This is a genomic window from Streptomyces sp. WAC 06738 (assembly GCF_003945505.1).
In the GTDB taxonomy this organism is placed as follows: Bacteria; Actinomycetota; Actinomycetes; order Streptomycetales; family Streptomycetaceae; genus Streptomyces.
Genome location: NZ_CP029618.1, coordinates 7,235,138 through 7,249,058, shown reverse-complemented (window position 1 = coordinate 7,249,058; position 13,921 = coordinate 7,235,138). Strand labels below are relative to the sequence as shown.

Genomic DNA, 13,921 nt, shown 5'->3' with positions numbered 1-13,921 from the left:
TAGGGAGTGTCGTTTTCGATGGGGTCGTACCGGCACCCGACGCGTGCCCGGTCGTCGGCCGTGACCGGGCCCGCGGTGCCCTCGCCGCACAGACCGGCGAGGGCATCGCTGTCAGGCACCGCGCTTGTCGGTGAGGACCGGCCTCCGGTCGTCGGCCGGGGGCGAGGCGTGGGGCCGTTCGCCGCCTGCCGGCGCATCGGCGGGTCCCTCGACGGAGACGTGGGGCAGGATGCGGTCGATCGCCTTCGGCAGGTACCAGTTCCACTTCCCGAAGAGCTGCATGGCCGCCGGTACGAGGATCGTGCGTACCACGAGCGCATCGAGCAGGATGGCCACGGCCACCCCGAGCCCGAACTCGGCGATCATGCGCATGCCGACGAAGAGGAAGGCCGTGAAGACGCAGATCATGATGATCGCGACGGCCGTGATGATCTGCCCGGTGGCGGCCTGGCCGCGGCGCACGGCGAGGTTGTTGTCGCCGGTGTGGAGCCATTCCTCGTGGATGCGGCTGACCAGGAACACCTCGTAGTCCATCGACAGCCCGAAGAGGACGGCCAGCATCATCGGCGGCAGGAACGACTCCACGGGCCCGGCCGGGCCCGCGCCCAGGGCGGACGAGCCCCAGCCCCACTGGAAGACCGCGACCACGATGCCGAATCCGGCGCCGGCCGAGAGCAGGTTCATCACCGCCGCGGTGAGCGGGATGAGCACACTGCGGAACGCGAGCATCAGCAGCAGGCATCCCAGGACGACGACGATGGTGACGAAGAGCGGCATCTTGCCGCTCAGTTCGGACGCGAAGTCCTTGTGCACGGCGGTCTGCCCGCCGACGTAGACGGTGAGCCCGTCCTCCTCGTGGGCGGGGATCACGCGGTCGCGCAGCGTGTCGATGAGGTCCGACGTCTGTTTCGACTGCGGGGATTCGGTGGGGATGACCTGCATGGTGCGCACCGTCGCGGCGGGCGTGGCCGGAGGGGTCCGTACGGACGACACCCCCGGAACGGTCCCGATCTCCTCTCCCAGCCGGGTGAAGTCGGCCTCGGCCTGCGGGGAGGGGACCTTCGCGACGAGTTGCAGCGGGCCGTTGTGTCCCGGGCCGAAGCCGTCGACGAGGAGGTCGTATGCCTGGCGCGTGGTGGTGTCGGGCGGGTTGTTGCCGGCGTCGGAGGATCCCAGCCGCAGCGAGAAGAACGGGATCATCAGCACCACCATGACCACGGTCGCCATGATCGTGAGCGGTACCGGCCGCTTCTGCACGAATCCGGCCCACCGGGCCCACCTGCTGGAGACCCGGGCCTCACTCGGCCCTTCGCGCTTGAGCCGGGCGCGTTGACGGCGGCTGAGCACCCGCGTCCCGAAGAGCCCGAAGAGGGCGGGCAGCAGGGTCACGGCGACCGCGATGGCGAACGCCACCATGATCGCCGCCGAGAGTCCGATCCCGGAGAGGATGCTGAACCCGAGGACGAGCAGGCCGAGCATCGCGACGGCGACCGTACCGCCGGCGAAGATGACCGCCCGGCCGGAGGTGTTCATGGCCGCCACGGTCGCTTCCTGCGGGCTGAGCCCGGCCCGGATGCCGTTGCGGTAGCGGGCGACGATGAACAGCGCGTAGTCGATGCCGACGCCGAGGCCGATGAACGCGGCGATGATCGGGGCGGTGCTGGGGACGCTCATCACCTGGGTGAGGAGGTCGATCGCGAAGATCGCACTGCCCAGCGCCAGGACCGCGGCGATGAGCGGGATGGCCATCGCCACGAAGGACCCGAACGCGAACAGCATGACGATCGCCGCGGCCAGGATGCCGATCAGCTCGCTGCTCGATGTCGAGGGTTTGTCCAGCTCCCCGACCGCCTTCCCTCCGAACTCCACTTGCAGCGCGTCGCCGCGCAGCTCCGAGCCCAGGTCCACGACCTGCTCGATGTTCGCGGTGTCGAGGCTCTGGCTCTGCTCGGTGAAGGTGACCGTCGCGTAGGCGGTCTCGCCGTCGCGGCTGATCTGCGCCGACCCCTTGGGATCGAACGGCCCGGCCACCGCGCCGACCTCGGGCACGTCGGCCACCTCGGCCAGCATCCTGTCGACGTCGGCCTTGACGGCCGGGTCGGTGACCTTGCCGCTGGTCGCGTGGAGGACGATGGTGCTCGTGTCGCCGGAGGTGCGCTCGAACTCCGACGCCAGCAGCTCTGCGGCCTTGGTCGATTCGGTGCCGGGCAGGGTGTACTGCTCCGAGAAGGCGGAGCCGCCCGCGGCGCGCACGCCACCCGCCAGGACCGCGAGGAGCAGCAACCACCCGCCGATGACGAGGAACCGGTGCCGGAAGCACCACCGCGCGATCCCGCTCATCGGCTTCCGCCCGGGAGCCGGACCTGAGGGTTGTCGAAAGGGAGCACAACTCTGCTTTCGTGAGTAGGTCGGGTTCAGCGCCACACCGCGCCGCACGGCCCGCTCAGCCTTGTCGCACGGGCCTCCCTGCAGCTCACAGCCTGCCTCCGCGGCGGCCCCGCGTCGTCAGGCTGCGGATTGGTCCGGGCGTCCGGCCAGGGGGGTAGCGTCCGCCGGCATACAGTCCTGGATGTACGCGCGGGTGCGACCGTGGCCCGAAGGCACTCGCCGTGGTGCGACCGCCGTACGGGTCGGCGCGCACGGCCGGGGCGTACGGCCTTGTACGGTGGCTGCCTGCGGTGCCCCTTCAGACGTCCGCATGCGGAGGCCGGCGATGACGATTCGGGTGGTCGTGGCCGACGACCACATCCTCGTACGGGCCGGCTTCAGCGTGCTCGTGAACGCCGCGGCGGGGATGGAGGTCGTCGCCGAGACCAGCACCGGCCGCGAGACCGTGGCGGCCGGCCACCGGCACCTGCCCGACATCATCCTGATGGACGTACGGATGCCCGACATGGACGGCATCGAGGCGACCCGGCAGCTCCTCGGCGACCCGGCCACCGAGGCCATCCGGATCGTCATCCTCACCACCTTCGACCTCGACGAGTACGTGTTCGCCGCCCTCAAGGCCGGTGCCAGCGGCTTCCTTCTCAAGGACACCCCGCCCGAGCAGCTCCTCGCGGGCATCCGCACGGTCGCCGCCGGCGACGCCCTCCTCGCGCCGAGCGTGACCCGGCGTCTCATCCGTGACTTCGTCAGCCGCCCCGCCTTCGACTCCGGCGTCTCGCCCACCCTGCTCGACCCGCTCACGGAGCGCGAGCGGGAAGTCCTCGTCCACGTGGCCGCGGGACACTCGAACGCCGACATCAGCGCACAGCTCCACATCAGCGTCGCCACCGTCAAGACCCACGTCAGCCGGCTCTTCAGCAAGCTGCACGTGCACGACCGCGCCCAGCTCGTCGTGATCGCCTACGAGACCGGCCTCGTCGAGCAGGCCCGACGGCGATAGGCAGGCGACCGGGCGGCGGCCGGGCTCACCGGCGGAGGTGAGCGGACCTCGCATGGTCCCCGGCCGGGGCCGCTCAGGAGCCGGCCCCCGGTCCTGTCCGTGCAGGTCACGGAGGCGTGGTCGAGGGCTCGGGTGGCGCGGGCTCGTCGGGCGTCGTGGCGGTGGCCGGAGGGCCGGCTTCGTCCGTACGCAGCAGTGCCTGGACCCGGAAGCCGTCGCCGTGGGGTCCGGCGTGCAGGTAGCCGCCGAAGAGGGCCGCCCGCTCGCGCATGCCGATCAGCCCGTGACCGGCCGTGGCGGCAGGTTCCGCGGCGGAGCGGAGGACGGAGTCCTCCCGGCGGTGCGGTCCGAAGGGGCCGCTGTCGGTGACCTCGATGACCACCTCCTCGGTGCGGTACTCGATGCGGAGGGTGGCCCGGGTCGGCCCGGCGTGGCGTACGACGTTGGTGAGCGCCTCCTGGGCGATGCGGTACGCCGACAGGTCCACCGCGGCCGGAAGCCGGCGGGCCGTGCCGCGGACGTCGAGGCGCAGGTCGACGCCGGCGCTGCGGATCTGGCCGGCCAGCGCGGCCGTGTCGGCCAGCCCGGGGGTGGGAGTGAGCGCGGGGTCGACGGCGTCCTCGTGGCGCAGGACCTCGACGAGGAGCCGCATCTCGTGGAGGGCCTGCCGGGTGGTGGTCTCGACGATCCCGAGGGTCTCCGCCACCTGGCCCGGATCGCTCTCCATGACCATGCGCGCGACACCGGCGCGTACCGCGATGAGGCTCATCGAGTGCGCGACGATGTCGTGCAGTTCGCGGGCGATGACCAGGCGTTCGTCGATGGCGGCCTGGCGGATGCGGGCGGCGTGCTGCCGTTCGCGTTCGGCCTCTTGCTCCGCGGCGGCGGCGATCCTCTTCCGGCGCTCCCGGACGGCGAGGCCGGCGAACCAGCCGGCGCAGACGATCGCGACGTTGGCGACGAGCACGGCCGGCCAGCCCGGGGAGAAACGCCCGATGCCGACCCCGGCGGCCATCAGCAGGCCGGCGGCACCGGGGGGAACCCACCAGAACGCGTACTCCGTCGTCGCCGCGATGGTGTACCCGGTGAGGGCGACGCAGACCGACACCTGCGGTGCCCCGCCGAGCGCGGCGACCGCGAAGGCGAGGAGCGACGCCACGGCGAACGACGAGCGCGGGCGGAGCCGGCGGGCGGCGACGGCGAGGGCGGCGAAGACGGTGCCGGCGGTCCGCAGCGCGTGCACGCCGCCGGCGGCGTGGTGGGCGCCGCTGCGGGAGTCGGCCCAGAGCAGGCCGACGCAGAGCAGGACGGCGAGCGCGCAGTCGAGGAGGACCAGAGGGTGCGGGCGCCTGGTGAGAATTCGCTGGACCTGCCGTGCTGGAACGTTGCCGGACACGGCCTCAGGCTACTCACGGGGAGGCGGCCGGTTCGTCAGGTCACAGTCGTGTTCACCGCGTGCATCGCCGACTGTACGCGGGCGGCCCGTACATCTCTGGTCGCATCCGAAACCCTCCGGCGCGGACGCGGCCGGGACGGACGCCGGCGGAGCGGAGCCGGGGATCGTCCCGGCTCCACTCCGTTGTGCGTACGTGTCACTGGAACTGTGCGAAGAACCTCCAGATCTCTGCCTTGGTCCAGGTGGTGACGCCGCTTTCGTTGGGGGAGCCGTCGACCGGACCGGGGATGTGGCCGCCGTCGAACGCGGCCCATTGGACCGGGTACCCGGCACGGCAGCCCGAGTAGGTGGTGGTGATGTGCGTCCGGCTGCCCGGCGCGGGCTCACGCGGACTCTGGGAGGTGCAGCCGTTGTTGCTGACGAATTTGTCGCGCAGGGACCGTCCTTGCGCGATGTTGAGGACGGAGTCGCTGATGCCGTGGATTCCGAAGTAGGCGATGGGCTGGGTGCCGCCGCTGCATCCGCTGATCTGGGCGCCGGAGATGACCGCGACGGCCCGGAAGACGTTCGCCCGGCTGCAGGCGAGCGCGTAGCTCATGCCGCCGCCCCAGCTGAATCCGGTGGCGAATCGCTGTGCCGTGTTGACACAGAGGTCGCCCTCGATGACACGGATCATGTCGTCGACGAAGGTGACGTCCTCACCGCCCGAATTGGCCCAGCCGTTTCCGAGGCCCTGGGGGGCGACGAGGATGGCGCTGTTGTTCGACTGTTCCTGCTGGCCGTAGTAGGACCAGGCGGTCCCGCTCGTTCCGCCCGAGGCGACCTCGCCGGCGGTTCCGCCCCGCCAGTGGAACGCGAAGATCAGCCGGTAGGGGCGGCTGTTGTCGTAGTTGGCGGGGACCCTGAGGATGAAGCTGCGGCTCTGGCCACCGCTTTGAATCGTGTGCGTACCGCTCGTCAGGGTCGGAGGGCTGCCGCATCCGCCACCGCCGCCATCGGACGACAGCTTGACCATCTGCCATTGCTGGTTGGCACCGCCCCAGTCGGCGTACTGCACGACGTTGGCGCCGTCGGCGGTGGAGCCGTTCTGCACCTCCACCGCCTTGCCGCTGTTGCGGTTGATGAGCCGGACGTGGCCCGCATCGGAGTCGGCCAGGCGGAACTGCTGGTTGGTGCCGTTGTGGTCGGCCCACTGCTGGATCGCGGCACCGTCGGCGGTCGAGGCGCCGGACACGTCGAGGACCTTCCCGGAGTGCCGGGCCTTGAGCCGGTAGAAGCCGCCGCCGGAGTCCACGAACTGCCACTGCTGGTTGGCCCCGTCGTGGCGCGTCCACTGGCTGACCCGCGCGCCGTCGGCGGTGGACACCTCGGAGACGTCGAGCGCCTTGCCGCTGGTGCGATTGACCAGGACGTACCAGGCGTTGGTGTCCACCGTCGCCGCCGCGGCGGGCGCCGGATTCACCACGGCGAGCATGCCGATCGCGAGGGCCGCCGCCACCACGGCGGCGATCCGGGACCACCAGCGTTGTCTTCGTGGAGGGGCGGAGGAAGCCGCACCGTAGGTCGTCATCGATTCACCCTTTCGTTCGACAGATCCGCTCAGGTGCGGGTCCAGCGCTGGTTGTTCCCGTTCGAGCAGGAATAGAGCTGGATCAGGGTGCCGTTGGCGGTGCCGGCTCCGGTGGCGTCGAGGCAGAGGCCGGACTGGACGCCGACGATGGATCCGTCGGAGTTGAGGCGCCATTTCTGGTTGTCGCCGCCCCAGCAGCTATAGATCTGGACTCTGGCGCCGTTGCCGGTGCCGGCCGCGTCCAGGCACTTGTTGCCGTAGACCCGCAGCTCGCCGGCGTCGGTGGCGGCCCACTGCTGATTGGTGCCGCCGTGGCAGTCCCACAGGTGGACCTGGGTGCCGTCGGACGTGCTGGCGTTCGGCACGTCGAGGCAGCGGCCGGACGCGACGCCCCTGATCTGTCCGGAATCCCCCGGCGGTGTGGTGGAGCCGCCGTTGAGCGCGTTGAGGACGGCGGTGTAGGCCGGCTTCTTGCTGCCGTCGCCGTTGAAGAGCAGCGGCGTGTCCTGCGCCCGCCAGGAGTCGGTGTCGCGCACACCCCAGACGGTGATGCCCAGGCAGCGCGGGACGGCCAGGCAGTCGTTGGTCACGTTGGCGTACGTCGTGGGCGAGGCGCCCTGGATGTCGAGTTCGGTGATGGCCACGTCGACGCCGAGGGCGGCGAAGCTCTGCAGGGTGGTGCGGAAGTTGCTGTTGTACGGGCTGCCGCTGTTGAAGTGCGACTGGAAGCCGACGCAGTCGATCGGCACGCCGCGCTGCTTGAAGTCCCGCACCATGGCGTACACGGCCTGGGTCTTGGCCCAGGTCCAGTTCTCGATGTTGTAGTCGTTGTAGCAGAGCTTGGCGGCCGGGTCGGCGGCGCGCGCGGTGCGGAAGGCGACCTCGATCCAGTCGTTGCCGGTGCGCTGGAGGTTGGAGTCGCGCCGCCCGCCCGAGTTGCCGTCGGCGAACGCCTCGTTCACGACGTCCCACTGGGTGATCTTGCCCTTGTAGTGGCTCATCACGCCGTTGATGTGGTCGATCATGGCCTGGCGCAGCGTGCTGCCGCTGAGGCTCTGCATCCAGCCGGGCTGCTGGGCGTGCCAGGCCAGGGTGTGGCCGCGCACCTGCTTGCCGTTCTGCACCGCCCAGTTGTAGACGCGGTCACCCGCGCTGAAGTTGAACTGGCCCCGCTGCGGCTCGGTGGCGTCGATCTTCATCTCGTTCTCGGCCGTCACCGAGTTGAACTCGCGGCTCGCGATCGACGTATACGCCGAGTCGCCCAGCCTGCCCGAGGCGATGGCGGTGCCGAAGTAGCGGCCGCTCTGCGCCGCCGCGGCGCCGAGCGTGCTCTCCGCGGCGTGCGCGGGCGGCGGCGCGGCCAGCGTGCCGACCGCGCCGAGGACGCAGACGACCAACGCCAGCAGCACACCGCGAAGCTTCCGGCGAACGACGGGTCTGGGAAGGGCATACGAGCCCATGACTGTGCCTCCAAGGTAGAAGAGGCCGGGAGGCCGCCACGCGGCGTCGCGTACCTCTCCGACGGTGCGAAGAGCCACGACGCACTCGTGCGTACCTCACCGGGATGAAACGGGGTGGCACTGGTGCTGTGGTGCGCGGATCTGTCGTGCCGCAGTACGGGGGAATCTGTCGGTTCGAAATCTCGAACTATGGTCAGCCCCTCAGACGAGGATGATTGAGGGGTGGGCGTGGGTCGTCAACACTCTTCGCAGAAAAAGTTTCCGTTAACAGCTCGAAAATTTCGAACGGCCCGCGCCGTTCACGTGCTGGAGCGTGCGACGAGGTGGGTGGGGAGGATCAGGGAGCTGGGGTCCTCGCCCGCGATGAGCCCGGCGAGCATGCGCGCCATCTCGTTGCCCAGGGCTTCGATGGGCTGGTGGACCGTGGTCAGCGACGGTTCGGCGATCCGTGCGATGTCCAGGTCGTCGAATCCCACGACCGCGACGTCGGTGGGCACCGCACGGCCCGAGCCGCGCAGCGTGCGCAGCGCGCCGACCGCCATGTTGTCGTTGGCGGCGAACACCCCGTCCAGCTCCGGCTGCCGATTCAGCAGCATTGCCATGGCGGCGGCGCCGCTGGGTTCGGTGAAGTCCCCGTACTCCGGCGGGAGAGGCCGCAGCCCCGCGAGGATCATGGCCTCCCGGTAGCCGCGGTGACGCGCACGGCTCGCCTCGGTGTCCGGCAGCCCGCAAATCATGCCCACCCGCCGCCGGCCGCGGGCGAGCAGGTGCTCCGTGGCCTGGCGGGCGCCACCGGCGTTGTCGACGTCCACGTACCACGGCGGATCGAATCCCGCCGGGCGCCCGCCGAAGACGACGGGGACCTCCGCCTCCCGGGCGAGGTGGAGCACGGGGTCGTTCTCCCGGACGGCCATGAACATGGCGCCGTCGACCCCCCGGGCGCGCAGGAGTTCCGCGAGCCGCCGCCGGCTGCGCTCACTTGCCGCGAGGCACAGCATCAGGTGCAGGTCGGCCCCCTCCAGGGCGCCGGAGGCGCCGACGATCACCTTCGCGAAGAACGGGTCCGCGAAGATCGACGGAGCCTCGCCCGAGATGACGAGAGCGACCGCGCCTCTCTGGCGGGTGGCCAGCGCCCGCGCCGTCGTGTTCGGCACGTAGTCGAGTTCCCTGATGGCCCGCAGGACCGCCGCACGCTTCGCCGGGCTGACGTGGGGCGCGTTGTTGAGCACCCGGGAGGCCGCCGAGCGGGAGACGCCGGCGCGCTCGGCCACTTCGTCGAGCGTGGGCTGCCGGCGCGGCACGTCTGTCATGAATCCCGGGGCCTCTCCGAGCGTGGTTGCGAGGACGTCCCCCATACGCCGGGAGCGCTTCCAGTCCTGGGACCCTAACGACTGCCCGCCCTCCGGTGAAGAGTGGCCGCGCGCCAACTCTTGACAGGTTCCCATCAGCACCCACACGATGACCGGTAGCACTCGCGAATCTCTGCCACAAAATGGGAGCGCTCCCAAGACCGGCGCTCCCGTGCGCCACTCGTGCTCGGAGTGCGGCAGCCCGACATCGTCGCACCGTCATGCCGCGGGCTCAGGACGAGAGCCTCGCGGCGTTCCCCTTCATGAATGAGGTTCACCGATGCGCAAACTCATACGCGGGGCGGTAGCGGCGCTCCTCGCTCTGCCGCTCTTCCTGGCGTCGTCTCCATCCGCGCAGGCGGCGCCCACCCCGCTCGCCATGACCAGCGGCTTCTACGTCGACCCGAACTCCAGCCCCGCGGTCTGGGCGGCCGCCAACCCCGGAGACGGCCGGGCCGCCGCGATCCGCAGCTCCATCGCCGGTACCCCCATGGCCCGTTGGTTCGGTTCCTGGAGCGGCGACATCGGCTCCGCCGTGGGGTCCTACACCGGGGCCGCCCAGGCTGCCGACAAGCTGCCGCTCCTCGTCGCGTACAACATGTACGGCCGTGACGCCTGCGGCGGGCACTCGGGCGGTGGAGCCTCGTCGCCGTCCGAGTACGCCAGGTGGATCGACTCCTTCGCCCGCGGTATCGGCAGCCGTCCGGCGGTCGTCGTCCTGGAGCCCGACGCCCTCGGCGACTACAGCTGCATGTCCCAGGCGCAGATCGCCGAGCGGCAGAACATGCTCACCAACGCCCTCTCGCGGTTCCGGTCCAGCGCGCCGAACGCCTGGGTCTATCTCGACGCGGGCAACCCCCGCTGGGTCGACGCCTCGACCATGGCCCAGCGTCTGCACTCCTCGGGGCTGAGCCTCGCCAGGGGCTTCTCCCTCAACGTCTCGAACTACTTCACCACCTCCGAGAACGTGTCCTACGCCGGCGGCGTCAACCAGGCACTGGGCCAGCGCTACGGCTACAGCAAGCCGTTCGTCGTGGACACCAGCCGCAACGGCAACGGCTCGAACGGCGAGTGGTGCAACCCCGGCGGGCGCAAGATCGGCACGCCCACCCAGCAGGGAGGCGGCGCCGAGATGCTCCTGTGGGTCAAGACCCCGGGAGAGTCCGACGGCAACTGCGGTGTCGGAGGAGGCTCCACCGCCGGGCAGTTCCTGCCCGAGGTCGCCTACAAGATGATCTACGGCTACTGAGGCCGGGCACCGGGCAAGCCGCCCGGTCCGTGCACGGGCCCGCATGCCCGGGCCGACACCATCCGCCGCACACCGGACAGCCACAGGCGACCGCCCGTCCCGCGGCGAGCGGGACTCCCGCGGGACGGGTGCGCCGAAAGGAGCCGCAATGCTCACCCGATCACGAAGGCGACTGGCCCGCCTGCTCGCGGTGGCGGCCGCGGTGCTGGCGCTCTCCGTCGCCGCGCCCCACCAGCCGGTGGCGCAGGCCGCACCCGGCAGCCCGGCCGTCACCCCGCCGCTGGGCTGGAACAGCTGGAACAGCTTCGGCTGCGGCGTCACCGAGGACATGGTGCGCCAGGCGGCGGACGCCATGGTCAGCTCGGGCATGCGGGACGCGGGCTACGAGTACGTGGTGGTCGACGACTGCTGGTTCGACCCGCAGCGTGACGCGCAGGGCAACCTGCGCGCCCACCCCACGAAGTTTCCCAGCGGGATGAAGGCGCTCGGCGACTACATCCACAGCCGCGGCCTGAAGTTCGGCCTCTACCAGGTGCCCACCGAGCGCACCTGTGCGCAGCGCGTCGGCACGTTCCCCGGCTCGACCGGCAGCATGGGGCACGAGGTGCAGGACGCCCGTACCTTCGCCTCCTGGGGCGTGGACTACCTCAAGTACGACTGGTGCTCGCCCGCGGGCACGCGCGACGAGCAGGTCGCCCGGTTCTCCCTCATGCGCGACGCCCTGCGGAACACCGGCAGGCCCATCGTCTACAGCATCAACCCGAACAGCTTCCACGCGATCACCGGCTCCACGTACAACTGGGGCGAGGTCGCCGACCTGTGGCGCACCACCGAGGACCTGCTCGACATCTGGCAGAACGGCAACGTCAACAGCTACCCGATGGGCGTCGGCAACGTCGTCGACGTCAACGCCCCGCTCGCCGCCCAGGCCGGCCCGGGCCACTGGAACGATCCGGACATGCTGGTCGTGGGCAGGCCGGGGCTGTCGCTGACCGAGTCGCGGTCGCATTTCACCCTCTGGGCGCTGATGGCCGCGCCGTTGATGGCGGGCAACGACATCCGCACCATGTCCGCCGACGTCAGCGCGGTGTTACGCAACCAGCGGCTGCTGGCGGTGAACCAGGACCCCCTGGGCGCCGGCGGACGGCGGGTCCGCGACGACGGCGCCACCGAGGTGTTCGCCAAGCCCTTGTCCGACGGCTCGGTCGCCGTCGGGCTCTTCAACCGCGGCAGCAGCACCGCCACCGTCACCGCCTCGGCCGCACAGATCGGCCTGGCCGGCGGGGCGTTCACGCTCACCGACCTGTGGACCGGTGCCACGTCGAGCACGAGCGGCCAGATCAGCGCGAGCGTACCGGCGCACGGCGTGACGGCCTTCCGGGTCACCGGGGGCGCGCCGCTCGCCGCCGAGACCTCCCGGATCCGCGGCAACGGTTCCGGCCGCTGCCTCGATGTGGAGAACGCCGCCACGGCCGCGGGCGCCGCCGTCGTGATCTGGGACTGCCACACCGCCGCCAACCAGCTCTGGACGACGTGGGCCGGCGGAGAGATCCGCGTCTTCGGCGACAAGTGCCTGGACGCCGAGAACCAGGGGACCGCCAACGGCACCCGGGTGATCACCTGGACCTGCAACGGCCAGGACAACCAGAAGTGGAGCTTCGCCGCCGACGGTTCGATCCGCAACGTGCACGCCGGACTGTGCCTGGAGACGAGCGGTGCGGCCACCGCGAACGGCTCGCGGCTGGTCCTGGGTGCCTGCGGCGGCCAGGCCCACCAGCGGTGGACCCGTAGCTGACCCCGATACGACCGAGGAGGCCGACCCCCCATGTCCGAACCACTGCGCCCCTGGAGCCGCCGGAGCGTACTGACGGCCGCCACCGGCCTGGCCGCCGCGACCGCGCTGCCCCTCGCACACCCCGCCCATGCCCGGCCGGCCGCGGCATCCCCCGCCGCGGCGAACGCCGCGCTGGCGACGTACACGAACCCCGTCCTCTGGCAGGACTTCGCGGACATCGACATCATCCGCGTCGGCGACACCTACTACTACTCCGCCTCGACGATGCACTATTCGCCGGGCGCGCCCATCCTGCGCTCCTACGACCTGGTCAACTGGGAGTTCGCCGGCCACTCGGTGCCGGTGCTGGACTTCGGGAGCAAGTACGACCTGAACGGCGGCCGCGGCTACGTCCGCGGCATCTGGGCCTCCTCCCTGGGCTACCGCCCGAGCAGCCGCACGTTCTACTGGGTGGGCCAGATCGATTTCGCCCGCACCTACCTCTACACCGCCGCGTCCGTCGAAGGTCCGTGGACCAGACACGCCTCGCTCGGCAACGTCTACTACGACGCGGGGCTGCTGTTCGACGATGACGACACGCCCTACGTGGCCTACGGCAACACCGCCATCCACGTCGCCCAGCTCTCGCCGGACGCGCGCACCCAGGTCCGCTCCCAGCAGGTGTTCAGCACCCCGCAGAGCGTCGGCACCCTGGAAGGAGCCCGCTTCTACAAGATCAACGGGAAGTACTACATCTTCCTCACCCGCCCGGCCAACGGCCAGTACATCCTGAAGTCCACCTCCGGCCCCTTCGGCCCGTACGAGATGCGGCAGTTGCTCCTCAACCTGCCCGGGCCGATCGCGGGCGGCGGAGTGCCGCACCAGGGCGGCCTGGTGAGCACTCCGGGCGGACAGTGGCACTACATGGCCTTCGTCGACGCGTACCCCGGCGGCCGGGTCCCGGCGCTCGCCCCGATCACGTGGACCGGGGACGGCTGGCCCGTGCTGCAACTCGTGAACGGTGCCTGGGGGCAGTCGTACACCGCACCGCTGCCCCTGCGCCCCGTCGCACCGATGACCGGCACGGACACCTTCCAGGGCACCCGGCTGGGCCCGCAGTGGGAGTGGAACCACAACCCCGACACCGGCAGATTCTCCGTGGGCAACGGGCTGACCCTGCGCACCGCGACGGTGACCGACGACCTGTATGCCGCCCGCAACACCCTGACCCATCGCATCCAGGGACCCACCTCCACCGCCACGATCGAGCTCGACTGCTCCCAGATGGCCGACGGCGACCGGGCGGGTCTGGCCATACTGCGCGACTCCTCCGCCTGGATCGGCCTCAAGCGCGAGGGCGGCACGACGCGCGTGGTGATGGTCGACGGCCTGACCATGGACGGCAACTGGAACACCACCGGCAGGGGCACCGAGCGCGCGAGCGCGGGCTTCACGGGCAGCCGGATATGGCTGCGCGCCCGCGCCGACATCCGGCCCGGGAGCGGACGGCAGGCCCAGTTCTCGTACAGCACCGACGGCGGCGGCTTCAGCCCGCTCGGGCCCGCGTTCACGCTCAACAACGCCTGGCAGTTCTTCATGGGCTACCGGTACGCCGTCTTCAACCACGCCACCCGGGCACTCGGAGGCAGCGTGCGGGTGGCGCGATTCGACCTGGCGACCCCGTGACCGAGGCGCGGAGACGACCGCAAGGTGGTTCACGGACGTGACCAGTGTT

9 protein-coding genes are annotated in these 13,921 nt (G+C 70.8%); 4 read left to right on the top strand and 5 right to left on the bottom strand.

Annotation, left to right across the window (positions count from 1 at the left end):
• Nucleotides 1-111: 111 nt before the first annotated feature.
• Complete coding sequence (locus tag DMB38_RS31555; protein WP_125938008.1) at nt 112-2,340, bottom strand: MMPL family transporter; 2,229 nt, start codon at nt 2,338-2,340, stop codon at nt 112-114.
• 373 nt (nt 2,341-2,713) lie between these two features.
• Between DMB38_RS31555 and DMB38_RS31550 the strand changes: the two genes are divergently transcribed.
• Entirely contained in the window at nt 2,714-3,388 is a 675-nt protein-coding gene (locus DMB38_RS31550) for a response regulator transcription factor (RefSeq protein ID WP_125938007.1), read from the top strand.
• 106 nt (nt 3,389-3,494) lie between these two features.
• Here DMB38_RS31550 and DMB38_RS31545 read toward each other — a convergent pair whose 3' ends face one another.
• From DMB38_RS31545 to DMB38_RS31530, 4 genes are all read right to left on the bottom strand, one after another.
• The gene (locus tag DMB38_RS31545; protein ID WP_125938006.1) at nt 3,495-4,784 is read right to left on the bottom strand and encodes a histidine kinase; all 1,290 of its coding nucleotides are present in this window, start codon (nt 4,782-4,784) and stop codon (nt 3,495-3,497) included.
• A gap of 196 nt (nt 4,785-4,980) precedes the next feature.
• Nucleotides 4,981-6,354: an RICIN domain-containing protein gene (locus DMB38_RS31540; protein WP_164716148.1), complete on the bottom strand. Its 1,374-nt coding sequence runs from the start codon at nt 6,352-6,354 to the stop codon at nt 4,981-4,983.
• A 29-nt stretch (nt 6,355-6,383) separates the two neighbouring features.
• The gene (locus DMB38_RS31535; RefSeq protein WP_125938005.1) at nt 6,384-7,814 is read right to left on the bottom strand and encodes an endo-1,4-beta-xylanase; all 1,431 of its coding nucleotides are present in this window, start codon (nt 7,812-7,814) and stop codon (nt 6,384-6,386) included.
• Between the two features lie 299 nt (nt 7,815-8,113).
• Nucleotides 8,114-9,124, bottom strand: coding sequence for a LacI family DNA-binding transcriptional regulator (locus DMB38_RS31530; RefSeq protein WP_125938004.1), 1,011 nt, complete (start codon nt 9,122-9,124; stop codon nt 8,114-8,116).
• Nucleotides 9,125-9,443: 319 nt separating this feature from the next.
• Here DMB38_RS31530 and DMB38_RS31525 point away from each other — a divergent pair, with 319 nt between their 5' ends.
• From DMB38_RS31525 to DMB38_RS31515, 3 genes are all read left to right on the top strand, one after another.
• A complete protein-coding gene (locus DMB38_RS31525) occupies nt 9,444-10,412 on the top strand; it encodes a glycoside hydrolase family 6 protein (RefSeq protein WP_125938003.1) in 969 nt (322 codons plus the stop codon).
• Nucleotides 10,413-10,560: 148 nt separating this feature from the next.
• Nucleotides 10,561-12,207, top strand: coding sequence for a ricin-type beta-trefoil lectin domain protein (locus tag DMB38_RS31520; RefSeq protein WP_125938002.1), 1,647 nt, complete (start codon nt 10,561-10,563; stop codon nt 12,205-12,207).
• A gap of 30 nt (nt 12,208-12,237) precedes the next feature.
• On the top strand, nt 12,238-13,872 hold the full coding sequence (locus tag DMB38_RS31515) for a glycoside hydrolase 43 family protein (protein ID WP_125938001.1): 1,635 nt from the start codon (nt 12,238-12,240) through the stop codon (nt 13,870-13,872).
• Nucleotides 13,873-13,921 lie beyond the last annotated feature (49 nt).

Excerpts from the sequence above, each read along its gene's own strand:
- DMB38_RS31540 (WP_164716148.1), bottom strand. The coding sequence starts at position 6,354 with ATGACGACCTACGGTGCGGCTTCCTCCGCCCCTCCACGAAGACAACGC.
- DMB38_RS31525 (WP_125938003.1), top strand. The coding sequence starts at position 9,444 with ATGCGCAAACTCATACGCGGGGCGGTAGCGGCGCTCCTCGCTCTGCCG.
- DMB38_RS31550 (WP_125938007.1), top strand. The coding sequence starts at position 2,714 with ATGACGATTCGGGTGGTCGTGGCCGACGACCACATCCTCGTACGGGCC.
- DMB38_RS31520 (WP_125938002.1), top strand. The coding sequence starts at position 10,561 with ATGCTCACCCGATCACGAAGGCGACTGGCCCGCCTGCTCGCGGTGGCG.
- DMB38_RS31530 (WP_125938004.1), bottom strand. The coding sequence starts at position 9,124 with ATGACAGACGTGCCGCGCCGGCAGCCCACGCTCGACGAAGTGGCCGAG.
- DMB38_RS31555 (WP_125938008.1), bottom strand. The coding sequence starts at position 2,340 with ATGAGCGGGATCGCGCGGTGGTGCTTCCGGCACCGGTTCCTCGTCATC.
- DMB38_RS31515 (WP_125938001.1), top strand. The coding sequence starts at position 12,238 with ATGTCCGAACCACTGCGCCCCTGGAGCCGCCGGAGCGTACTGACGGCC.
- DMB38_RS31535 (WP_125938005.1), bottom strand. The coding sequence starts at position 7,814 with ATGGGCTCGTATGCCCTTCCCAGACCCGTCGTTCGCCGGAAGCTTCGC.